We start from the raw sequence: 21,515 nt of genomic DNA, 5'->3' as shown, positions 1-21,515 counted from the left end.
AGCGACCGCCGTCATGACGCGACCGGATCAGAAGAGCACGGTCGCGTAGGTGCCCACTCGCCGGAATCCGACGGCGTCGTACGCCGCCAGCGCCCTGATGTTGTAGGAGTTGACGTACAGGGAGACCACCGGCGCCACCCGCTCGCGCGTGTGCGCAACCACGGCGGCCATACCCGTGGCTGCGAATCCGCGCCCCCGGTACCCGGGGTGCACCCACACCCCCTGGACCTGAGCCACACCGAGTGCGACGGTGCCGATCTCGGCCTTGAAGATCACCTGAGGCCCGGACTCGGTGGTCTCGATCCATGCCAATGCCCGGCCACCGTCGACCAGGGACCTGATCCTGCGCTCATAGCTGCCCCCGGACTGCAACGGCGAGTACCCCACCTCCTCGGTGAACATCGCCACACATGCAGGCATGAGCACATCCAGGTCGGCACTCGTGCAGACCCGCACCTTCGGTTCGGGCGGCACCAATGGGTCGTGATCGATCATCATCGACGGCTGGTTCTCGCGGACCTCCCGTGGGACCGCCCCATCCTGGCGCAGCTGGTCCCACAAGGCGAGCACGTCCTCAGCCGGGCCGACGATGGAGGAATACCGGCGCCGTCCTGACCGGATGGCTTCGGCCAGAGGGGGCGCAGCACGAGGCGCAACCCGGAACGGGACCACATTCCCGCCCGTCCAGCACAGGCCGTCCAGACCATCGCTCGTGCGCACGCACAACAGCTGGTCGCGAGTGAACATGTACCGCGGCAACGCCTCCACATGCTCACCCAGCAGTGCGGCGTCGACCGGGGCCGCCTGGCAGAACCGGAGCAGCTCACCAGCATCGGCACTGCGCGCGGTGGTGACCAGCGGTTCGGGGACGGGCTCGGGCCGCAGGGCACGCGCGCGGGCGCCCCGGGCTGCACGGGGCCGGGGCCAGGTGGGCACGACGATCAGGAGACGGAGACGACCGGGCTACCGTCGGAGTCGGTACTGTCCATCGACTCGGCGATCCGGGTGGCCTCGGCGATGAGGGTCTCCACGATCTGGTCCTCGGGCACGGTCTTGATGACCTCACCCTTGACGAAGATCTGGCCCTTACCGTTTCCGGAGGCCACGCCGAGGTCGGCTTCGCGTGCCTCTCCAGGCCCGTTCACCACGCATCCCATGACGGCGACCCGCAGCGGGACGGTCATACCCTCCAGGCCTGCGGTCACCTCGTCGGCGAGGGTGTATACGTCCACCTGGGCCCGCCCGCAGGAGGGGCAGGAGACGATCTCGAGTTTACGCTCGCGCAGGTTGAGCGACTGCAGGATCTGCAGGCCGACCTTGACCTCCTCGGCGGGCGGGGCGGACAGGGAGACCCGGATCGTGTCCCCGATGCCCTGGCTGAGCAGTGCGCCGAACGCGGTCGCCGACTTGATGGTGCCCTGAAAAGCCGGACCCGCCTCGGTGACCCCGAGGTGCAGTGGCCAGTCGCCACGCTCGGAGAGCAACTCGTAGGCACGCACCATCACGACGGGATCGTTGTGCTTGACGGAGATCTTGAAGTCGTGGAAGTCGTGCTCCTCGAACAGCGACGCTTCCCAGACGGCGGACTCGACCAGCGCCTCGGGCGTCGGCTTGCCGTACTTGGCGAGCAGACGCTTGTCGAGCGAGCCGGCGTTGACGCCGATCCGCAGCGAGACCCCGGCGTCGGAGGCAGCCTTCGCGATCTCGGCGACCTGGTCGTCGAACTTGCGGATGTTGCCCGGGTTGACCCGGACCGCGGCGCAGCCGGCGTCGATCGCGGCAAAGACGTACTTCGGCTGGAAGTGGATGTCGGCGATCACCGGGATCTGCGACTTCTTGGCGATGATCGGCAACGCAGCGGCATCATCGGCAGTGGGGACGGCCACCCGGACGATGTCGCACCCGGAGGCGGTCAGCTCAGCGATCTGCTGCAGCGTGGCGTTGATGTCGGTGGTCGGGGTCGTGGTCATCGACTGCACCGAGATCGGTGCGTCACCGCCGACCTCGACCGCACCGACCTTGATCTTGCGGGTCTTGCGTCGCGGCGCCAGCACCGGAGGGGTTTCCTTGACGGCGGGCATGCCCAGGCTGATCGGAACACTCACTCCCCCAGTATCACACTGACGGGATGTGGTTCGCTCCCCCGGAGCTGCCAGGTGGGTCCGCGAGTTCATGCCGCACGCGAACGGCACCCCTCCTCGCCGAACCTCTCAGAAGAACTGGATCGGGTTCACGATGTCGGCGATCGCGAGCATGACGCTCATACCCGCCAGCAGGACGACGACGACATAGGTGATCGGCATGAGCTTCGCTGTATCTGCCGGGCCAGGGTCGGCTCGGCCGGTGAGCTGGGCGAGACGGCGTCGCGCCGACTCGAACAGCGCACCCGCGATGTGCCCGCCGTCCAGCGGGAGCAAGGGCACCAGGTTGAACACGAACAGTGCCATGTTCAGCGAGGCGAGGATCTCCAGCAGCACGGCACCGCGTTCCGGAGTGGTCAGGAGATCGGTGGAGGTGACCTCGCCTCCGAGGCGCCCCACTCCCACGATGCCGACCACACCGGGGTCGCGCTCGGCCCCACCGAGGGTGGACTGGGCGATCGAGACGAGCCGCTGGGGTAGCGTGAGCACGATCTCGACAGTGCCGGTGAAGACCTGCCACACGTGCCCCGGCACGGCCGTGACGGGCTGCGGCACCAGTTCCCGCCCGGCTCCGACCCCGACGAACGGCTGCTCGGTGTACAGCTGCTCACCCTCGGCATCGGTGACGTACGCGCCGTCCTCGACCACTGGGCGTTCGGTGAGAGTGGGAGTCAGGGTCAGCGGCAACCGGTTCTCATCGCGTTCGACGACGACCTCCACCGTGCGGGTGCCGGTGGCGTCGATCGCGTCCGTCAGATCCTCCCAGTCGGCGATCGGCGTGCCAGCCCAGGAGACCACCCGGTCCCCCGGCTGCAGACCCGCCTGCGCAGCGGGCGCCACCGGGTCGGCATCGGTGCACTCGCGATCCTCACCTGCGGGCAACACGCACGACGAGACCGACGCGAGTTGGTTGCTCGCAGTCGGGACGCCGAAGCCGCTGAGGACCACGGCGAACAGGACCACGGCGATGAGCAGGTTCATGAGCGGTCCACCAGCCATGACGACCAGCTTGCGCGGCATCGTGAGCTGGTAGAACGCGAGCCGGCCGTCCCCGGGGCGGATCTCAGAAGCGATCTCGTCGGTGCTCGCGGCTCGGGTCTCCTCCACGATGCCGGTGATCACCCCACGCAGCCCGGTCCGGCGCTGTCGCGCCTCGTAGCGGGCGTCCTCGCTGAGCTGCTCACCCTCCTGCACCCCGGCCGGCGGGAACATACCCACCATGCGCACGTAGCCGCCGAGCGGGAGCATCTTGACTCCGTACTCGGTTCCGCCGCGACGCGTCGACCACAACGTCCGGCCGAAACCGACGAAGTACTGGGTCACGCGGACCTTGAACAGCTTCGCCGGGACCAGGTGCCCGATCTCGTGCAGGGCGATCGAGAGGATCAACCCGATCGCGATGATGAGCACGCCCCACCAGAAGTCCATGCCCTCAGGGTACGTCGCGGACCTGGTGTCCCCGCACGGATCAGGCGCTCAGGACGGCCCGTGCCCGCTCACGCGCCCAGGAGTCGGCGGCAAGGACGTCCTCGACGTCCCGGGCGGGACCACCGCGGTGTTCCTCCACGACTCGCGCCACCAGCTCGACGATGCCGGGAAAGCTGAGGGCGCCACCGTGGAAGGCGGCGACCGCCTCCTCGTTCGCCGCGTTGTACACCGCCGGATACGTTCCCCCAGCACGTCCCACCTGCTGCGCCAGCCGCACCGCCGGGAAGGCCTCCTCGTCCAACGGACCGAACTCCCAGGTGCTCGCCGTCGTCCAGTCACAGGGGGTGTCCACATCGACGAGTCGATCCGGCCAGGACAGGCCCAGGGCGATCGGCACCAGCATGCGCGGCGGCCCCAGCTGGGCGATGGTCGACCCATCATGGAACTCGACCATCGAATGGATCTGCTGCTGCGGGTGGACCACGACGTCGATCGCATCGAAGGGCACCCCGAACAGCAGGTGCGCCTCGATGACCTCCAGGCCCTTGTTCACGAGCGTGGCCGAGTTGGTGGTGATCACCGTCCCCATCGCGAAGTTGGGGTGGCGCAGTGCCTCCTGCGGTGTCACGTGCTCCAGCTCGCGGCGGCTGCGGCCGCGGAACGGTCCGCCGCTGGCGGTCAGGACCAGCCGTCGCACCTCCGCGGCGCGCCCACCGCGCAGGCATTGGGCGATGGCGCTGTGCTCGGAGTCGACAGGGACGATCTGGCCAGGTCGCGCCTCGGCCTGCACCAGCGGGCCGCCGACGATCAGCGACTCCTTGTTGGCCAACGCGAGCGTCGATCCGGCACGCAGAGCCGCCAGGGTGGGGCGCAGGCCGATACTGCCGGTGATCCCGTTGAGCACGACGTCCACACGAACGCCTGCCAGCTCTGTGACGGCCTCCGCACCGGCGGCGATCTGCGGGAGACGTCCGGTTCGTCCTGCCGCCCCGGCTGCCGCGACGAGTTCGTCCCGGAGCTGCCGCGACCGGCTCTCGTCGGCGACGACGACGTGCTCCACGTCCAACTCGACGGCCTGACGTGCGAGCAGCGGCAGATCCCGGCCGCCAGCCGCGAGGCCGCGCACGCGGAACTGCTCAGGACGGGCCCGGATCACCTCGATCGCCTGGGTTCCGATGGAACCGGTCGAGCCGAGGATGGTGACGGTCCGGGTGCTCATTCAACAGCCAGGAGGACGTCGACGGCACGGTCGAGGAAGGCATCCACCGGACCTTCGGCATAGGCGCGTGAGCGACCGGCACGAGGAAAACTCGCATGACGCAGCTCGGCCGCGCTGAGCGTGTGCCCGGTGTCGAAGTACCCGACGAGCCGGTCCATCAATTCATCGACAGCGGCCGCTGCGTACCCTCGGCCCCGCTCCGGCGGCGCGAATCGTTCGCCCGCGGGCCGGACGAGGCGTGGGTAGAGCGTGGTCGCACGTTCGGCCACCTGTTCCATCCAGGCTTCCTGACCGTGCACGGCGATGAAGTCGGCCCGGGCTCGCTGCACGAACGCCCCCTCGAGCCGGTCGAGGGCTGCATCGACTGCGGCCGGTTCGTAGCCGCCACGCACAAGATCGAACGCCACCCGGCGCACGTCCTCAGCCGACATCGCTGCACTCTCGGCCCCCTCGTAGGCGGCCCGGGCATCGGCAAAGAACTCCTCGACCTCGTCCTGGTCGTAGCCGTTGGCCCAGCCTTTGACGGTCGGGAACAGCCCCTCCATCGCGTGTCCTCTCTGCCGAACGCGGTCAGTCCTGGGCGGCGAGCTGACCGCATGCGCCGTCGATGTCGCTGCCGCGGGTGTCCCGGACTGTCGCCGGGATCCCCGCCGAGCGCAAGCGTGCCACGAACTCGTCCTCGACGTGCTTCTCGCTCGCCGTCCAGATCGAACCCGGGGTGGGATTGAGCGGGATCGGGTTGACGTGCACCCACCCGCGGCCACGGCGCAACAGCTCGGAGGCGAGCAGGTCCGCACGCCAGGCGTGGTCGTTCATGTCCTTGATCAGGGCGTACTCGATACTCACCCGCCGGCCGGTGGCGTCGAAGTACTCCTTCGCGGCGTCGAGCGCCTCACCGACGGACCAGCGGGTGTTGATCGGGACGAGCTGGGAGCGCAGCTCATCATCGGGGGCGTGCAGCGAGAGTGCGAGCGTGACGGGAATGGCGAGATCCGTGAGCTTGCGGATCGCCGGAACCAGACCGACGGTGGAGACGGTGATGTGGCGGGCGGAGAGCCCGAGCCCCTCAGGTGCAGGCTCGACCATCCGCTGCACGGCGGCGATCACCGCCTTGTAGTTGGCCAGCGGCTCGCCCATCCCCATGAAGACGATGTTGGAAAGACGTTCGACCCCGGGCACCTCGCCGTCACGACAGCTGACAGCGGCCGCGCGCACCTGCTCGATGATCTCGGCAGTGGACAGGTTGCGCGTCAGGCCCTGCTGCCCGGTGGCGCAGAACGGGCAGGCCATCCCGCACCCGGCCTGGCTGGACACGCACAGGGTGGCACGGGGAGTACGGCCGGTGTACCCCATGAGCACCGACTCGACCTTGACCCCGTCGAAGAGGTTCCACAGCATCTTGACAGTGGTTCCGCCGTCAGCCTCCAACCGGCGGTGCTCGGTGAGCAGCTCCGGGAGCAGCAGCTCGGCCAGCTCATGACGCTGGTCGGCGGGGATATCGGTCATCGCCTCGGGATCGCGGGTGAGGCGGGCGAAATAGTGGGTCGAGAGCTGCTTGGCACGGTAAGCGGGCAGCCCGGCCTCACGCAGCACCTCCGAGCGCTCGGCGAGGCTCAGGTCGGCGAGGTGGCGGGGCGGCTTACCACGGCGAGGAATGGCGAAGGAGAGTTGCGGGCGATCACCGGCACCACGATCATGGTGCGGAAGGACCTGGGGTTGCGACGTCATGGTGTTCCATTCTCCCAGAGGGCGAACCGCGGTGGTCACGCACCGCTCAGGTGGGCGCGAGCACGAGCAGCACCGCGAAGACAACCGGACTGGCGAGCAAGATCGAGTCCACACGGTCCAGGACTCCTCCGTGACCGGGCAGGAGGGTACCCATGTCCTTGACGCCGAGATCACGTTTGAGCAGCGATTCCGCCAGATCGCCCATGGTGGCGCCCGCCACGGCACCGATCGCGAGGATCACCCCGGCCCACCAGGCAAGATCCAGTGCGAGCATACTCATCGTCACGCCGACGGCGACCGCCAGCACGAGCGAGCCCGCGGCACCTTCCCAGGACTTCTTCGGGCTCACAGTGGGCGCCATCGGGTGGCGCCCGAACAGTACGCCCGCCGTGTAGCCGCCGACGTCGTTGGACACGACCAGGGCGATGACCAGCAGCACCCGCCACGGCCCGTCGTCGGCCGAGAGCATGATCGTGAGGAAGCCGGCCAGGAACGGGATGTAGGCGGCGGCGAAGATGCCGGTGGTCGCCTCCCGCAGCGCCACCACTCCGCCACCGTCGAGCACGCGCCAGACGAAGACCCCGCCAGCAGTCAGCAGGAAAGCCACCAGCAATGCTTCGATGCCGGCGGTATAGGCGGTGACGAGCATGCCGATGGTACCGACGAACAACGGCAGCAGCGGCAGCCGCACATCCCGGGTCCGCAACGCCTGGTCGAGCTCCCGCAGGGCCATCCCGCAGGCGAGTACAGCCAGGCCGAGGAAGACTTCCTTGCGCAGGAACAGCGAGAGCACGAGCGCTGCTCCCAGGCCGAGCCCCACCCCGATCGCCACGGGCAGGTTGCGCCCGGCCCGGGAGGTCCGCTGCCCCTGCGGCTCCGGCTCGGAGAGCAGGGCCCGCGGTTCGGGATCGGCAACCCTCGTAGCGGGCAGCTCGACGGTGCCCAGCGGCACCTGTCCCGTCTGTGCCGTCCGGCGCGCTCGTCGCACCGACGTCGCCGCCGCGAGTTCGACCTCGAGCTGGGCGGCTCGTTCGGCACGCCGCAGGGCACGCCGCGTCTGCACCGGCGGGTCGCCCGCCGGCACCTGGGGCGTGGAAGAGTCGGGCACGCGTCAGACCTCGAGCAGTTCCTTCTCCTTGCCGGCAAGAAGCGAATCGACCAGCTCGGTGTGCTTCTTCGTGAGGGCATCGAGCTCACCCTGGGCACGATTCACCTCGTCCTCGCCGGCCTCACCGTCCTTGGCGATGCGGTCGAGCTCTTCCTTGGCGCGGCGCCGGATGTTGCGCACCGAGACTCGCGCCTCCTCACCCTTCGTCTTCGCCAGCTTGACGTAGTCGCGGCGCCGCTCCTCGGTCAGCTGTGGCAGCACCACGCGGATGACGTTGCCGTCGTTGCTGGGGTTGACGCCCAGGTCCGACTCTCGCAGCGCCTTCTCGACGGCGCTCATCGCGCTCTTGTCGTAGGGGCCGATCAGGACGGTGCGCGCCTCGGGGATGGTGACGGAGGCGAGCTGCTGCAGCGGCGTGGGAGCGCCGTAGTAGTCGACCTCGATCTTGGCGAACATCCCGGCGTTCGCCCGCCCCGTGCGGATGCCTGCGAGATCTTCGCGCGCGACATCCACGGCCTTGTCCATCTTCTCCTCGGCCTCGAGGAGGGTCTCGTCGATCACTCTTACTCCTTGGTGTGCTGGGACTGGCCTGGCTCAGTGTGCCGCGGGTGCGACGTCACGATCGTTCCGATCTTCTCACCCTTGAGCGCACCTGCGACGTTGCCGGGGTCGTTCATCCCGAACACGCGCATGGTGAGCTGGTTGTCACGGCACAGAGCCAGAGCCGTGGAGTCGACCACCCGCAGGTCCTGCTGGATGGCCTGGTCGAATGTCAACTCCTCGATCCGGACGGCACCGGAGTCGAGCCGCGGATCCGCGGTGTAGACCCCGTCGACCCCGTTCTTGCCGACGAGGACCTCCTCGCAGTGGGTCTCCAGGGCGCGCTGAATCGCGACGGTGTCGGTGGAGAAATACGGCATCCCAGCCCCGGCGCCGAAGATCACGACCCGCCCCTTCTCCAGGTGCCGGATGGCCCGCAGCGGAATATAGGGTTCGGCGACCTGACCCATCGTGATCGCGGTCTGCACACGGGTGGTGACACCGGCCTTCTCCAGGAAGTCCTGCAGGGCGAGGCAGTTCATGACAGTCCCGAGCATGCCCATGTAGTCAGCGCGAGCGCGGTCCATGCCACTCTGGGAGAGTTCAGCTCCCCGGAAGAAATTGCCTCCACCCACCACGATCGCCACCTGCACTCCGGCACGGGCGGCATCGGCGATCTCGGTCGCGACCGTACTCACGACCGCTGGGTCGAGTCCGACCGCCCCCCCGCCGAACACCTCGCCGGAGAGCTTGAGCAGGACGCGCCGGGGGTGGGGGGTGGTGGTACTCATCGAGCTTCCTCCAGGAAGGTCCGGTTCGGGAGCCGGGTGAGACCGGCCTCAGGGGTGATGGTACGTCGAGCCTGCCCGCGGGCAGACATGGGTGTGGCCCCGACCCGTGCCGGGGCGGGGCCACACCTCATGGTCGGCTGCGATCAGGAACCGACGCGGAAGCGTGCGAATCCGGTGATCGTGCCGCCGGCCTCCGAGACGATCTGACCCACCGTCTTCTTCGGGTCCTTCGCGAACGGCTGGTCGAGCAGCGCGACCTCCTTGAAGAAGCCGTTCAGACGGCCCTCGATGATCTTCGGCAGCGCCTGCTCCGGCTTTCCTTCGTTGCGAGCAGTCTCCTCGGCGATACGCCGCTCGTCCGCGACCTTGTCGGCCGGGACGTCGTCGCGACTGAGGAATGTGGGCGAGAACGCGGCGATGTGCATCGCGACGTCGCGCGCCACCTCGGCACCGGCCTCGTCAGAGGCGACCAGCACACCGACCTGCGGGGGCAGGTCCTTGTTGGTGCGGTGCAGGTACTCGGTCACCTTGGCTCCGCTGAGGCGCGCAACCCGGCGCACGACAACCTTCTCGCCGAGGGTCGCCGCAGTGTCGTCCACGGCAGCAGACAGCGGACGACCATCGATCTCGGCGGCGAGCGCCTGCTCCGCATCGGTCGCTCCGGACTCAAGCGCGGTGGCGACCACCCGCTCGGCCAGGTTCACGAAGACGTCGTTCTTGGCGACGAAGTCGGTCTCCGAGTTCACCTCGACCAGGACGCCGACCTGCCCCTGAGCGTCGTCGACGATCTTGACGGCAACGAGGCCGTCCGAGGCCGATCGGCCCTCACGCTTGCTGACGCCCTTGAGGCCCTTGACGCGAATGACTTCCTGCGCCTTGTCGAGGTCGCCGTCCGCCTCGTCCAGGGCCTTCTTGACGTCGAGCATTCCGGCGCCGGTGCGCTCACGGAGGGTCTTGATGTCAGCGGCGGTGTAGTTCGCCATGAATGATCCTCTCTGAGATCTTCTCGGTCGTCTCAGCCCTGGGCGTTGTCGCCGGCAGGCTCGTCGGTGTCAGGCACGTCGGCGGTGTCGGCGGCGGGAACCTCCGCCGCCTCAGCGGCCGGAACCTCAGCAGCGTCAGCAGCCGGAACCTCAGCAGCCTCCGCTACCGGGGATGCAGCCTCAGCATCGGTCGTGCTCGCCTCGGTGGCTGGTGCCTCGGTGGCCGGTGCCTCGGTGGCCGGCGCTTCCGTGCTAGCAGCCTCGGGCGCGGGAGCAGCCGGAGAATCGGCCGGGGCGGTCCCGGACTCACTACCCGTGCCGGCGGACTCGTCGGCAGCGAGCAACTCACGCTCCCACTCGGCGAGTGGTTCTGCATCGGCCGGAGCATTCGAGCTGCCCCCGCCGTGGCGGGCCACGAGCCCTTCAGCGGCACCGTCGGCGATCACCCGGGTGAGGAGGGTGACGGCGCGGATCGCGTCGTCGTTGCCCGGGATCGGGTAGTCGACCTCGTCCGGATCACAGTTGGTGTCCAGGATGGCGACGATCGGGATGTTGAGCTTGCGCGCCTCGGCGACGGCGAGGTGCTCCTTCTTGGTGTCCACGATCCACACGGCCGAGGGCAACTTGGCCATGTCGCGGATACCACCGAGGGTGCGGGCGAGCTTGTCGCGCTCGCGGCGCTGCATCAGCAGCTCCTTCTTGGTGAAGGCGCTCGAGGCGACGTCGTCGAAGTCGACCTCCTCCAGCTCCTTCAGACGGGACAGCCGCTTGCTCACAGTTCCGAAGTTGGTGAGCATGCCGCCGAGCCAGCGCTGGTTGACATAGGGCATCCCCACGCGGGTCGCCTGCTCGGCAACCGCCTCCTGGGCCTGCTTCTTCGTCCCGACGAACAGGATCGTGCCGCCGTGTGCGACCGTCTCCTTCACGAACTCGTACGCCCGGTCGATGTCCTGCAACGACTGCTGCAGGTCGATGATGTAGATGCCGTTGCGCTCAGTGAAGATGAAGCGCTTCATCTTGGGGTTCCACCGGCGGGTCTGGTGCCCGAAGTGGACGCCGCTCTCGAGGAGCTGGCGCATGGTGACGACGGCCATGGCTCGTCCTTCCTGACGCAGGGCATGCCTGCGCGTCGGGTGCCCGGAGGACCGGGCACGATCTCGGTTGTCTTCTCCAGCAGCCGCCACGTGTGGAGGTTGCTGGTATTCCTGGTGCTCACGGCCGCGGGCACCGGATCTCTCCGGACCTCGCACCGCGACCCCGGCTTGGCCGGTAGGTGAGCGCGCGATGTCAGGCGGTTTGCCCGTGGGCGCACCGCCTGCGGGTCTGATGATACCCGATCGCCCGCGATCACGAGTCATCGCCACGGCCCGGGTGATCGATGATCCACAGCCCTCCCCCGGCACCTGAGCGCCACCCCGCCCGAGCGGATGTGCTGGGCATCATGTCCACTCATCCCGCACCCCCTGAGCACGCCTCGACCACTCGCCACCTCCCGGCCCGTATCGCACCCACCGACCTGGCCGCATCGAGTGGTGCGCCCACGGTGCTGCTGGAGCGCACCCTGCGGCACCTGCGGCACCTGCTGGGCGTGCGGCTCATGCTGGCGTTCCTGCTGGTACTGACCTCTCTGGTGACGCTGACCGCCGGATCTGGCTACGCCGTCCCCGCCGCCGGCCGGGCCACCGGCGAGCTGTCACCACCTGGAACCTGGACATGGCCGATACAGCCGCCACCCCTGGACCCTGCAGACGCCGTCGTCCGCGGATTCGACCCTCCCCCGGCCCCGTGGGCGGCCGGGCACCGGGGTGTCGACATCGCCACCGCAGCCGGCGCCGGAGTGCATGCCGCCGGTTCCGGGGAGGTCACGTTCGCCGGTGTCGTGGTCGACCGGCCGCTGGTGGTGGTCGAGCATCCGGGCGGCCTGCGGACCACCTACGAGCCTGTCCGGCCGGATGTCCAGGCTGGAGACGTCGTCGGGGTGGGCGAACTGATCGGGACTCTCGCCGCCGGCGGGCACTGCTCCGGCTGCCTGCACTGGGGGTTGCGCAACGCCGCCGGTGTCTATCTCGATCCGATGCAGTTGCTCACGCCCGTGCAGATCCGGCTGTACCCGGTCCGGTGACCGGACTCAGGCACGCGGGTGCGCCTGGCTGAAGGCCGACCGGAGACGCTCGGCCGAGATATGTGTGTACCGCTGTGTGGTGGACAACGACGCATGGCCGAGCACCTCCTGCACCGAGCGAAGGTCGGACCCCCCGGCCAGCAGGTGGGTCGCGGCGGAGTGCCGGAGGCCGTGGGGGGCGAGGTCCCGTACGCCCGCAGCAGCAGTGATCCGGTGCACGAGGTCTCGGACCTGACGCGACCCCAGGCGTGCCCCGCGCAGGCCGAGGAACAGGGCGGCACCGGCATCGGGCCCCTGGACGGGCCATTGCGTGCGCACCCGGGACCAGGCGTCGAGCGCCCGGGCCGCAGGAACGCCGAACGGGACCATCCGTTCCTTGCCGCCCTTGCCCAGCACCCGGACGAGGCGGTCATGGTGGTCGACATCGCCGATATCGAGACCGACCAGCTCCGCGACTCGCACTCCGGTGGCATACAGCACCTCAAGGACGCACCAGTCGCGCACCGCTACCGGGTCGGTCCGCCCGTCCTCGGTGCAGGTTCGGGAGCGGGCGAGGTCGAGCACGGCGGCAGCTTCGTCGATCTCCAGCACCTCGGGGATCATCGAGTCAGGTCTCGGCGCCTGTAGGCGAAGACCAGGGTCGACATCCAGATGGCCGGCACGGTGGGCCCATGCGGTGAAGGCCCGGGCCGCGGCCGCGCGACGGGCCAACGTCGCCCGTGCCAGGCCCCGGGAGGACTGCCCGGCGAGCCAGCCGCGCAAGGCACTCAGGTCCAGATCGGACAGGTCTGTGGTCTCCGGCTCGACATCCGCCCGCGGAGGTAGGACCGCCAGCAGGGACCGCGCGTCCGCCACGTACGCACGCACCGTGTGCTCGGAATGCCCGCGCTGAGCCACCAACGCCGTCTCGAACGCATCGAGCAGCCGCGCATCGCCCGGGCGCTGCGAGATCCGGTCGCGCTCGTGGGCTGCCATGGGCCCACTTTCGCACTGAGGGCGCCGCGACCGCCGTAGCGGCACGCGACTTCCCCGGGCGAGGCAACGCTCATGTGCCGGCCCGCCGCCATCGTGGGCCGTCGCGCCGCACGCGGCCGGCCAGTTCCAGGTAACCCAGTGCCGATCGAACCTGCGCTTGCGCCAGGCCGCTGGCGCGCACCAGCGCACTCACATCGGCTGCGGCCCTGGCGGGCAGGGCGTCGAGCACCTGAGCCTGACCCTGGTCGAGGTCGTCCAGCAGCCCGGCGGGTACATCCCGCATCTGGTCCGCCACGCTACCCAGCGGAGCGAGGAGCTGGACCACCTCCGAGGCCGCAGTGACGCACTCCGCCCCTTCCCGAAGCAGCCGGTGGCACCCCGCCGACGCGGCCGAGGTGATCGGCCCCGGGACGGCCGCCAGCGGCCGGCCGATGGTCAGGGCGTGGTGCGCAGTGCTCAGGGCACCGGATCTCCACGAGGCCTCGACGACGACTGTCGCGCCGGCGAGAGCCGCGATGAGGCGGTTACGCGAGAGGAATCGCTGGCGCATCGGAGCGGTCCCGGGCGGAGCCTCGCTGACCACGACGCCGTCCTGTGCCACCTGAGCGAGCATCGCGGCGTTGGCGGCCGGGTAGAACCTGTCGAGTCCACCGGCCATCACCGCGACGGGTGTGCCGTAGAGGGCGAGGGTGGCGCGGTGCGCCGCAGCGTCGATGCCGAAGGCACCGCCGGAGACGATCGCCCGGCCCGCGTCGATGAGGCCGGCGACCAGTTCGGCGGACACATGGTTGCCGTAAGGTGTGCTCGCGCGTGAGCCGACGACGGCGACCGCGGGCCTGGCCAGTAGCGCCGGATCTCCCCGGGCCCAGAGGCAGTGAGGTGCCTCTGGACCGAGATCGTCCAGTCCCGGAGGCCACGCAGGATCCCCGGGAACCAGCACCGAGCCGCCGAGGCGGGTGATGACCTGCAACTCTCGCCGCGGGTCGAGGTCGCGCAGGCGGGGTTCCCAGCGGGCGACCGCCCGACCCCAAGCGATCGCATCGACCTCCGGGTCGATCCCGGACACCTCGGCCAACGCCCTGGCCCGGCCGGCGGGACGGCGGGCACGGTCGAGCCAGTGCAACGCTTCGACGGCGCCGAGGGCCGCCAGGAGAAGACCCGCCGCCCTGTCCCGGGGCTCGGTGAGACGGCTCCACGCGATCCGCGCGAGGACATCCTCGCCGGACGTCGGTCTCCACTGCTCACCCATGGCTACCCCGCATCCGCAACGCCAGGGCTGCTCCAACCTCGTCCTGTCCCGGGTGCTCACACCCGGCCAGGTCGGCGAGCGTCCACGCGACCCTGACGATCCGGTCCATCCCCCGCAGTGTCAGGGCGCCCCGTTCGAGCGCCTGCTCCAACGGAGTGAGCGCACGCGGGTCGACTGCCCGCGTGCGGTCCCGCAGCTCCTTTCCGGGTACCTCGGCGTTGGTGCGCCAGCCCTGGCGCCGCCACCGCTCCGCCTGCCGACGCCTGGCGAGGCGCACCCGCTCGGCCACCACCCGACTGGGTTCCCCGGGCTCGGGAGCCAGCAGGTCGGCACGCGTGACAGCACCGACCTGGAGCTGGATGTCGATCCGGTCCAGGAGCGGTCCGGACAGCCGCGCGGAGTAGCGGCGCTGTGCCATGGGGCTGCACGTGCACTCCTGCCCCCGTCCGGTGGCCCGGCCGCACGGGCAGGGGTTCGCCGCCAGGACCAGCTGGAACCTGGCCGGGAACCGTGCGGTGCCACGCGCTCGGGCGACCACCAGGTGGCCGCTCTCCAGCGGCTGCCGCAGGCTCTCCAGGGCCTGGCTGCGAAACTCGGGAGCCTCGTCCAGGAAGAGCACACCGCGGTGGGCACGGGAGATCGCACCGGGCCGGGGTAGCCCGCTGCCGCCGCCGACCAATGCGACCTGGGTGGCAGTGTGGTGGGGATCTTCGAAGGGCGGACGACGCATCAGCCCGGTCGCCGGGTCGTAGGTTCCCGCCACCGAATGCACTGAGGTCACCTCGACGGCCTCCGGTTCGGTCAGGTCGGGCAGTAGGCCCGGTAGCCGGGAGGCGAGCATCGTCTTGCCGGCTCCCGGTGGGCCGACCATCAGCAGGTGATGCCCGCCGGCGGCGGCGACCTCCAGCGCTTGGCGCGCCTCCGGCTGACCGATGACGTCGGCGAGATCCGGCTCCTGAGCCGGCGCCGGGGTCGCAGGACGCGGTACGCGCGGTCGATGAGCGGGGGCGGCGACCGCGCCGACTCCGTACTGCTCGGCCAGCTGACCCAGATGTGCCACCGACGTCACGCGTGCCCCGGGAACCAACTGCGCTTCGTCAGCGTTGGCCTCAGGCACCACCACCTCCCGATGACCGTGCTCGACGGCAGCCGCGACCGCCGGCAATATTCCGGCGACCGGGTGCACCCGTCCGTCCAGGCCGAGCTCGCCCAGGTGCACGCGGTCCCGGACAAGGCCGGCGGGCACCTGACCGGCCGAGACGAGTGCGGCGACGGCGATCGCGAGATCATGCACCGACCCGGTCTTCGGCAGCGACGCCGGGCGCAGGCTGATCACCAGCCGGCTCATGGGCCAGGTCAGCCCGCAGGCCACGACGGCGGCTCGCACCCGCTCGCGCGACTCCCCCACCGACGTATCCGGCAGTCCGATCACCTGGACGTGCGGCAGGCCGGGTGTGAGCATCGACTCCACCTCCACCGGGTGGCCGGTGAGCCCGACGAGGGCAACGGAGAACGTCGTCCCGACCGCCATCAGCTCACCCCCCGCAGATGCTGCACCCGCGCCCGCGCCCCGTCGGGGCACCAGATCGCGAGGACATCGATGCGCAGGCCGCTGGCGCGGACTTCATGATCAGCGACCCAGTGCGCCGCGAGGCGACGCAACCGCTGCAGCTTCGCCGTCGTGACCGCCTCGGCCGGATGACCGAAGGTGAGCGTCCGCCGGGCCTTCACCTCGACGATCACGAGATCGTCGCCGTCCCTAGCCACCAGATCGATCTCACCCAGCCGGCACCGCCAGTTCCGGTCCAGCACCTCCAGGCCCGCACGTGCGAGCCATGCCGCTGCCAGTTCTTCACCGGCTCGTCCGACGTCGTCTTTCGCCGCCATGGCGACCACCTCCTGCTGGCCAGAGTGGTGGTCAGCGCTCCCCGGTGCCGGGGCCCCAGGAGGGGGTTGTGGACGACGGGACGCCGGGCGTCAGCCCGGCAGCTCCAGATCCGGTTTCGCGAGCTCCTCGACGTTGACGTCCTTGAAGGTCACGACCCGTACCGACTTCACGAACCGCGCCGAGCGGTACACGTCCCAGACCCAGGCATCGCCCAGGGTCAGTTCGAAGAAGACCTCACCTCCAGCCGATCGCACCTGCAGATCGACGTGGTTGGCCAGGTAGAAGCGCCGCTCGGTCTCCACCACATAGGAGAAAAGCCCGACCACGTCCCGGTACTCGCGATAGAGCGCGAGCTCCATGTCGGTCTCGTAGTTCTCCAGGTCCTCACTGCTCACGAGACCATCATGCACTCTCCGCCGGCCCGGAGGCTTCCGGCGGTACGTCGGCGAGCCTGTCCGCGCCGGCAGACGGCGTCGCCAGGGCATCCAACGGCAGCGTCTGGGCCACCGGCCGTGGTCCGGTGGGTAGCGACCAACTCCGGCGGTGCCACAGGCATGCACCGTGGGTGGCCAGCGCTTCCAGGTGTTCCGGGGCTGAATACCCCTTGTTGCCCGCCCACCCGTAGGCCGGGTACCGCTCGTGCGCTTCGACGAGCAATCCGTCGCGCTCCACCTTCGCGAGCACGCTCGCTGCCGCGACGACCGCGCAACGCAGGTCGGCCTTGACCTGGGTGCGCACAGGAGGTGCGGGGCGCTCCGGTGGTGGCAGATGAGCCGGGGTGGTCAGCCAGTCGTGCGAACCGTCGAGGATCACCACTCCGGGCTCGATGCCGCGCTCGGCCAGCGTGGTCAGTGCCCGCGACCCGGCCAGGCGTAACGCGGCGATGATGCCGATCCGGTCGATCTCCTCCGGCTCGGCATGCCCGACAGCACTGGCCACGGACCATCGCCGGATCGGGGCGACCAGCCGCTCGCGCACGTGCGGCCGCAGGAGCTTGGAGTCACGCAGTCCGACCGGAATGCGTCCCGTCGTGGCATCCACGACGGCGACCCCCACTGACACCGGGCCGGCCAACGCGCCACGGCCCACCTCATCCATCCCGGCGACCAGCGGCGTGCTGGCGAGCAGCTCACGCTCGAGCTCACGACCTGGCGGCCGTGAGGTCACGACGGGTCGGGAACGTCGGCGAAGGTCTCGTCGGGGTCGGTCAGCCATGTGATGCGATCCAGGGGCCAGGTGATCACGAATGCGGTTCCCACCACATTACGCACAGGTACGAACCCACCGCCCACCGACCCTCCGTTGTAGCGCGAGTCCTTCGAGTGCGGCCGGTTGTCGCCGAGCACGTACAGATGGCCCTCGGGGACGACCACGTCGAACTCGACGTCGCTCGGCGCGGCCCCGTCGGCGACGTACGGCTCGGTGATGGCTTCACCGTTGACCGTGATCTGCCCCTGATCGGTGCAGCACACCACCTGATCACCGGGCAGGCCGATGACCCGCTTGATGACGTGCTCGTCGGCGTGCTCGGGCAGGACCCCGATCCAGGTCAGGACCTGCTCGACCGCGTTCGGATCGTCCGGAGGAACGGAGCTCAGCCACCCACCCGGATCGAGAAACACAACGATGTCGCCGTGTTCGAGGTCGAACGGGCCAGGCGTGAGCTTGTTGACGACCAGTCGGTCACCCACCTCGAGCGTGTGCTCCATCGACTCGCTCGGGATGTAGAACGCCTGCGCGAGAAAGGTCTTGATGACCACGGACAGCACGAGTGCCGAGACGAGCACGACCACGGTCTCACGCAAGAACGCCACCACCGGGTGACGACGCCGTTTCCGCGGCCGTCCCCGCAGCTCCGGGGACGGTGTGTCGTCGCCGTCGGCAGCCTCGGTCGCCCGCACCTCCCGGGCGTCCTCAGCATCGTGCTCGCTGCCCATGTTCCGCCGTTCTCCTCGAGCGGGGCGAACCCCGCGATCAAGGGCACCGGTACAGGCACCCGATCACCGAAGGGTCAGGCGGACGGAGTCTCGCGACGCTCGCGGATCTTGGCGGCCTTGCCATGGCGGTCGCGCAGGTAGTACAGCTTGGCGCGACGCACCACACCGCGGCTGGCGACCTCGATGTGGTCGATCGTCGGGGAGTGCAGCGGGAATGTGCGCTCCACGCCGACACCGAAGGAGACCTTGCGGATGATGAAGGTCTCACGCACGCCGGCTCCGGAACGAGCGATCACGACGCCCTGGAAGACCTGGATACGGGACCGGTTGCCTTCCACGACCTTGACGTGCACCTTGAGGGTGTCACCGGCGCGGAAGTCGGGGATGTCGCTGCGCAACGAGGTGGCGTCGACGGCGTCCAGGGTGTTCATGATCATTGCCTTTCCGCGGCTGCCACAGGTCACCCGCGCATATCTGGGCGGCACGGAGCCGCCGAGTATCGACTGGGGCGCGCATGATGGGCCGAGGATCAGCACCTCCCCTGTGGCAGAGGCGCCGCGAAACCCACGCGCGACCGCACTAGTCTGCCACAGCGAGTGGTGCAGGAGAAATTCGCGGGCCACCTCACGACTCGAGGGTGCGCTCCATCACATAGTCGGACTGGACGCTGCTGCCGACCGTGAACTGCCTAGTCCCCACGCGGGTGAAGCCGTGCTTACGGTAGAAGCGCTGGGCCCGCTCGTTGCCCTGGTTCACGCCCAGCCAGACGGCGCGCACGCCCCGTTGCCTCGCCTGTTCGAGCGTGCCTGCCATCAGCTCCGCAGCGACCTGGGTGCGGTGATGCTCGGGCAGGACGTAGCACTTGCTCAGCTCGGCTGTGGTTTCGGCCGAGACTGCAGACAACACGTCCAGTGCAGTGGGTCGGCCGCGTACGAGCATCGCATAGCCGACCACGGCGCCCGCGACCTCGGCGACGAGCACGTCTCGATCCCGGGACCGGAGATACCGGCGGAAGGCGGCCGCATCGAGCTGCTCGGCCACGAAGTCCCCGGCGTCCGCAGCACTCAGGTGCGGTGGGCACGCCAGCGGAAAGGTGCGGGCGGCCACATCGGCGATCGCCTCGGCGTCGATCGCCTTCGCCTGTCGCACCTGAGGAGGGGCGTGCCGGGCGAGCAGGTCGGGACGCCGTCGGGCGGTCCGTTCGACGGCTCGCGCCCGTCGCCAGGTGCCGATCCGGCCGTGGTCACCCGAACGCAGGACCTCCGGGACGTCGAGCCCGCGCCACGAGGGCGGCTTCGTGTACACGGGGTACTCCAGGAGGCCAGCCGACCCGTGGGACTCCTCCACCAGCGACTGGGGGTTGCCGATCACCCCGGGCAGCAGCCGGGCCACAGCCTCGGTGATCACGAGTGCGGCCACTTCCCCGCCGTTGAGAACGTAGTCGCCGATCGAGACCTCCCGGACGGTGACGTCGTCTCTGTTGGCGTAGTGCTCGGCCACCCGCGCATCGATACCCTCGTAACGTCCACAGGCGACAGCGATCTGCCCGCCAGCGCATACCAGCAGCGCGAGTTCCTCGGCCATCTCCTGCGTGAACCTCTCCCCCGCCGGGGTGGGCAGGACGAGCGTGCGGGAGTCGGCCTCGGCGAGCAGGAGGTCGTCCAGCGCCGTTCCCCACACGTCCGGACGCATCACCATCCCGGCACCGCCACCGAACGGGGTGTCATCGACCGTGCGGTGACGGTCGGCCGTCCAGTCCCGCAGGTCGTGCACACCGACATCGAGCACACCCTCGGACCGGGCTTTGCCGACGAGGGAGAGGCCGAGCGGTGCGAGATAGCCGGGAAAGATCGTGACGATGTCGATCCGGCCGTTCATCGCTCATCCTCGTCGGCGAGCATCCCTGGTGGCGGATCGAGGACGATCCGGCCTGCGGGCACATCGACCTCCGGCACGATCTCGCTGACGAACGGGACGAGCGTGCGGGCACCGCCGGTCTCAACCAGGACGAGCAGATCGTGAGCAGGCAGGTGCTGGACCCCGGCGACGAGGCCCAGCTCGGTGCCATCGGGCAGTTCGGCCCGCAGGCCCTCCAGCTGGAACGGATACCAGGCCTCGTCCTCGCTCACGTCGGCGGCGGCGTACAGCTCGACACCCCGCAGCGCTTCGGCCGCGGTCCGGTCGTTCACTCCGTCGAACCGGAGGAACCAGTGCTGCTGCTGATGACGCATCGCCGCCACCGTCAACGGACCCCGGGCCTCAGGTTCGGTCCTCAGGCAGGATCCGACCCTGAACCGGCCCTCCGGATCGTCGGTGTGCACGGTGACCCGGACGTCCCCACGCAGACCGTGGGCGGTACCTACCGTGGCGACTCGCACCAGCCGGGGGGCGTCGTCGATACCTGAGCTCACGGATTCAGTCACCTTCCATTCTGGTGCGCCTCGGATCCGGGCGGGAACCGTGGCCCGGACATGCCTCGGGCCCGCCCACGCACTGGTGCATGGGCGGGCCCGAGGTCACAGTCACCGGCGGTCGACGTCCACGACGTCCACCCGGACCGGCCCGTCGGTCGACAGTGCCCCGACGACAGTCCGCAGCGCACCCGCGGTGCGCCCGGACCGGCCGATCACGCGACCCAGGTCGCTCGGGTTGACGCGGACCTCGAGCAGCTCACCCCGGCGCAGCGCCTTGGAGGTGACCCGCACGTCGTCCGGGTTGTCCACGATGCCGCGGACCAGGTGTTCGAGCGCGTCAGAGAGCATAATCAGGCGTCAGCCTGCTCGGCGTCACTTTCGGCGGCGGGCTCCTCTGCTGGGGCCTCCTCGGCTGGTGCCGTCTTCTCGGCCTCAGCACTCTTGGCCTCGGCTTCCTTGGCCTCGGCAGCCTTGGCCTTGCGCAGCTCGGCGTCGGCCTCGGCGGCCTTGACCGCCTCGGCGGCGGCCTCTGCGGAGACGCCCTTGGTCTGCAGGGTGCCCTCGGCGCCCGGCAGGCCCTTGAACGTCTGCCAGTCGCCGGTGACCTTGAGCAGGGCCAGCACCTGCTCGGACGGCTGGGCGCCGACCCCGAGCCAGTAGCGGGCCCGCTCACCGTCAATGTCGATGAGGGAAGGGTGCTCGGTCGGGTGGTACTTCCCGATCTCTTCGATGACTCGCCCGTCGCGCTTCTTACGAGAGTCAGCGACGACGACGCGGTAGTACGGCGCCCGGACCTTGCCGAGGCGCTTGAGTCGGATCTTGACTGCCACTGTGGTGGTCACTCCTGGTTCGTGGTGAGGATGAGCACGCCGACCAAACCCGTGGGGGCAGGCGGTCTGCGAAACTCGGGACGCGCGGGCTGTCCGGTGAGAGGGCCGGGCACCTACGAGTACAGCGGGTCATTCTGCCAGATGCGAGGACCCGAGCACTAC

24 protein-coding genes are annotated in these 21,515 nt (G+C 69.5%); 1 reads left to right on the top strand and 23 read right to left on the bottom strand.

Features of this window, described 5'->3' with window-relative positions; genetic code table 11:
• Positions 1-27: 27 nt before the first annotated feature.
• The 11 genes from FV560_RS12145 to rpsB all read right to left on the bottom strand — a co-directional run bounded on the left by FV560_RS12145 (position 28) and on the right by rpsB (position 11,032).
• Positions 28-936: a GNAT family N-acetyltransferase gene (locus FV560_RS12145; protein ID WP_235020092.1), complete on the bottom strand. Its 909-nt coding sequence runs from the start codon at positions 934-936 to the stop codon at positions 28-30.
• Positions 937-941: 5 nt separating this feature from the next.
• The gene (ispG, locus tag FV560_RS12140) at positions 942-2,105 is read right to left on the bottom strand and encodes a flavodoxin-dependent (E)-4-hydroxy-3-methylbut-2-enyl-diphosphate synthase (RefSeq protein WP_159621808.1); all 1,164 of its coding nucleotides are present in this window, start codon (positions 2,103-2,105) and stop codon (positions 942-944) included.
• A gap of 105 nt (positions 2,106-2,210) precedes the next feature.
• The gene (locus tag FV560_RS12135) at positions 2,211-3,569 is read right to left on the bottom strand and encodes a M50 family metallopeptidase (protein ID WP_159621807.1); all 1,359 of its coding nucleotides are present in this window, start codon (positions 3,567-3,569) and stop codon (positions 2,211-2,213) included.
• A gap of 40 nt (positions 3,570-3,609) precedes the next feature.
• On the bottom strand, positions 3,610-4,788 hold the full coding sequence (gene dxr, locus FV560_RS12130; protein ID WP_159621806.1) for a 1-deoxy-D-xylulose-5-phosphate reductoisomerase: 1,179 nt from the start codon (positions 4,786-4,788) through the stop codon (positions 3,610-3,612).
• Positions 4,785-5,333, bottom strand: a complete 549-nt coding sequence (locus tag FV560_RS12125) for a DivIVA domain-containing protein (protein ID WP_159621805.1) — start codon at positions 5,331-5,333, stop codon at positions 4,785-4,787. Before FV560_RS12125 ends, dxr begins: the two co-directional genes overlap by 4 nt.
• Before the next feature lie 25 nt (positions 5,334-5,358).
• Positions 5,359-6,516 (bottom strand): dual-specificity RNA methyltransferase RlmN, encoded by a 1,158-nt coding sequence (gene rlmN, locus FV560_RS12120; RefSeq protein ID WP_159621804.1) that lies wholly within the window; start codon positions 6,514-6,516, stop codon positions 5,359-5,361.
• Positions 6,517-6,562: 46 nt separating this feature from the next.
• Entirely contained in the window at positions 6,563-7,624 is a 1,062-nt protein-coding gene (locus tag FV560_RS12115; protein ID WP_338049704.1) for a phosphatidate cytidylyltransferase, read from the bottom strand.
• A gap of 3 nt (positions 7,625-7,627) precedes the next feature.
• Positions 7,628-8,185, bottom strand: coding sequence for a ribosome recycling factor (gene frr / locus FV560_RS12110; RefSeq protein ID WP_159621803.1), 558 nt, complete (start codon positions 8,183-8,185; stop codon positions 7,628-7,630).
• 2 nt (positions 8,186-8,187) lie between these two features.
• Positions 8,188-8,955: a UMP kinase gene (gene pyrH / locus FV560_RS12105; RefSeq protein WP_159621802.1), complete on the bottom strand. Its 768-nt coding sequence runs from the start codon at positions 8,953-8,955 to the stop codon at positions 8,188-8,190.
• Between the two features lie 143 nt (positions 8,956-9,098).
• Positions 9,099-9,938 carry a translation elongation factor Ts gene (gene tsf / locus FV560_RS12100; protein ID WP_159621801.1) on the bottom strand — a complete coding sequence of 280 codons (840 nt, stop codon included), beginning with the start codon at positions 9,936-9,938 and terminating at the stop codon, positions 9,099-9,101.
• Positions 9,939-9,970: 32 nt separating this feature from the next.
• Complete coding sequence (gene rpsB / locus FV560_RS12095; protein WP_159621800.1) at positions 9,971-11,032, bottom strand: 30S ribosomal protein S2; 1,062 nt, start codon at positions 11,030-11,032, stop codon at positions 9,971-9,973.
• A gap of 347 nt (positions 11,033-11,379) precedes the next feature.
• On the opposite strand from rpsB, the gene FV560_RS12090 reads away from it, so the two are divergent.
• Positions 11,380-12,060 (top strand): M23 family metallopeptidase, encoded by a 681-nt coding sequence (locus FV560_RS12090; protein WP_200837644.1) that lies wholly within the window; start codon positions 11,380-11,382, stop codon positions 12,058-12,060.
• 6 nt (positions 12,061-12,066) lie between these two features.
• Here the strand turns inward: FV560_RS12090 and FV560_RS12085 are convergent, their stop codons facing one another.
• The 12 genes from FV560_RS12085 to rpsP form a co-directional block, all read right to left on the bottom strand.
• Complete coding sequence (locus FV560_RS12085; protein WP_159621799.1) at positions 12,067-13,035, bottom strand: tyrosine-type recombinase/integrase; 969 nt, start codon at positions 13,033-13,035, stop codon at positions 12,067-12,069.
• A 70-nt stretch (positions 13,036-13,105) separates the two neighbouring features.
• Positions 13,106-14,284, bottom strand: coding sequence for a DNA-processing protein DprA (gene dprA, locus FV560_RS12080; protein ID WP_159621798.1), 1,179 nt, complete (start codon positions 14,282-14,284; stop codon positions 13,106-13,108).
• Positions 14,277-15,815, bottom strand: coding sequence for a YifB family Mg chelatase-like AAA ATPase (locus tag FV560_RS12075; protein ID WP_159621797.1), 1,539 nt, complete (start codon positions 15,813-15,815; stop codon positions 14,277-14,279). The genes dprA and FV560_RS12075 overlap by 8 nt, the downstream gene beginning before the upstream one ends.
• On the bottom strand, positions 15,815-16,180 hold the full coding sequence (locus FV560_RS12070; protein ID WP_200837643.1) for a YraN family protein: 366 nt from the start codon (positions 16,178-16,180) through the stop codon (positions 15,815-15,817). Before FV560_RS12070 ends, FV560_RS12075 begins: the two co-directional genes overlap by 1 nt.
• Positions 16,181-16,261: 81 nt before the next feature.
• Positions 16,262-16,567: a DUF2469 domain-containing protein gene (locus tag FV560_RS12065; RefSeq protein WP_159621795.1), complete on the bottom strand. Its 306-nt coding sequence runs from the start codon at positions 16,565-16,567 to the stop codon at positions 16,262-16,264.
• Positions 16,568-16,574: 7 nt separating this feature from the next.
• Positions 16,575-17,339, bottom strand: a complete 765-nt coding sequence (locus tag FV560_RS12060) for a ribonuclease HII (RefSeq protein ID WP_420853370.1) — start codon at positions 17,337-17,339, stop codon at positions 16,575-16,577.
• On the bottom strand, positions 17,336-18,109 hold the full coding sequence (gene lepB / locus FV560_RS12055; RefSeq protein ID WP_159621793.1) for a signal peptidase I: 774 nt from the start codon (positions 18,107-18,109) through the stop codon (positions 17,336-17,338). Before lepB ends, FV560_RS12060 begins: the two co-directional genes overlap by 4 nt.
• Before the next feature lie 74 nt (positions 18,110-18,183).
• Positions 18,184-18,540, bottom strand: a complete 357-nt coding sequence (gene rplS, locus FV560_RS12050; protein ID WP_159621792.1) for a 50S ribosomal protein L19 — start codon at positions 18,538-18,540, stop codon at positions 18,184-18,186.
• A 193-nt stretch (positions 18,541-18,733) separates the two neighbouring features.
• On the bottom strand, positions 18,734-19,987 hold the full coding sequence (gene trmD, locus FV560_RS20720; protein WP_159621791.1) for a tRNA (guanosine(37)-N1)-methyltransferase TrmD: 1,254 nt from the start codon (positions 19,985-19,987) through the stop codon (positions 18,734-18,736).
• Complete coding sequence (rimM, locus tag FV560_RS12040) at positions 19,984-20,520, bottom strand: ribosome maturation factor RimM (RefSeq protein ID WP_235020091.1); 537 nt, start codon at positions 20,518-20,520, stop codon at positions 19,984-19,986. Before rimM ends, trmD begins: the two co-directional genes overlap by 4 nt.
• 111 nt (positions 20,521-20,631) lie before the next feature.
• Complete coding sequence (locus FV560_RS12035) at positions 20,632-20,871, bottom strand: RNA-binding protein (RefSeq protein WP_159621790.1); 240 nt, start codon at positions 20,869-20,871, stop codon at positions 20,632-20,634.
• A 2-nt stretch (positions 20,872-20,873) separates the two neighbouring features.
• Positions 20,874-21,353, bottom strand: coding sequence for a 30S ribosomal protein S16 (gene rpsP, locus FV560_RS12030; protein ID WP_159621938.1), 480 nt, complete (start codon positions 21,351-21,353; stop codon positions 20,874-20,876).
• Positions 21,354-21,515 lie beyond the last annotated feature (162 nt).

This window comes from Ruania rhizosphaerae (assembly GCF_009805705.1).
GTDB classification, from domain to species: Bacteria; Actinomycetota; Actinomycetes; order Actinomycetales; family Beutenbergiaceae; genus Ruania; species Ruania rhizosphaerae.
The sequence above is the reverse complement of the archived record's forward strand: the minus strand, read 5'-3'. Positions and strand labels throughout refer to the sequence as shown.

Bases quoted from the DNA above. Each gene is read 5' to 3' on its own strand.
- rplS (WP_159621792.1), bottom strand. From the start codon at position 18,540: ATGAACACCCTGGACGCCGTCGACGCCACCTCGTTGCGCAGCGACATC.
- rlmN (WP_159621804.1), bottom strand. From the start codon at position 6,516: ATGACGTCGCAACCCCAGGTCCTTCCGCACCATGATCGTGGTGCCGGT.
- FV560_RS12090 (WP_200837644.1), top strand. From the start codon at position 11,380: ATGTCCACTCATCCCGCACCCCCTGAGCACGCCTCGACCACTCGCCAC.
- lepB (WP_159621793.1), bottom strand. From the start codon at position 18,109: ATGGGCAGCGAGCACGATGCTGAGGACGCCCGGGAGGTGCGGGCGACC.
- FV560_RS12085 (WP_159621799.1), bottom strand. From the start codon at position 13,035: ATGGCAGCCCACGAGCGCGACCGGATCTCGCAGCGCCCGGGCGATGCG.
- tsf (WP_159621801.1), bottom strand. From the start codon at position 9,938: ATGGCGAACTACACCGCCGCTGACATCAAGACCCTCCGTGAGCGCACC.
- pyrH (WP_159621802.1), bottom strand. From the start codon at position 8,955: ATGAGTACCACCACCCCCCACCCCCGGCGCGTCCTGCTCAAGCTCTCC.
- FV560_RS12135 (WP_159621807.1), bottom strand. From the start codon at position 3,569: ATGGACTTCTGGTGGGGCGTGCTCATCATCGCGATCGGGTTGATCCTC.
- rpsB (WP_159621800.1), bottom strand. From the start codon at position 11,032: ATGGCCGTCGTCACCATGCGCCAGCTCCTCGAGAGCGGCGTCCACTTC.
- trmD (WP_159621791.1), bottom strand. From the start codon at position 19,987: ATGAACGGCCGGATCGACATCGTCACGATCTTTCCCGGCTATCTCGCA.
- FV560_RS12075 (WP_159621797.1), bottom strand. From the start codon at position 15,815: ATGGCGGTCGGGACGACGTTCTCCGTTGCCCTCGTCGGGCTCACCGGC.
- dxr (WP_159621806.1), bottom strand. From the start codon at position 4,788: ATGAGCACCCGGACCGTCACCATCCTCGGCTCGACCGGTTCCATCGGA.
- FV560_RS12035 (WP_159621790.1), bottom strand. From the start codon at position 20,871: ATGCTCTCTGACGCGCTCGAACACCTGGTCCGCGGCATCGTGGACAAC.
- dprA (WP_159621798.1), bottom strand. From the start codon at position 14,284: ATGGGTGAGCAGTGGAGACCGACGTCCGGCGAGGATGTCCTCGCGCGG.
- FV560_RS12125 (WP_159621805.1), bottom strand. From the start codon at position 5,333: ATGGAGGGGCTGTTCCCGACCGTCAAAGGCTGGGCCAACGGCTACGAC.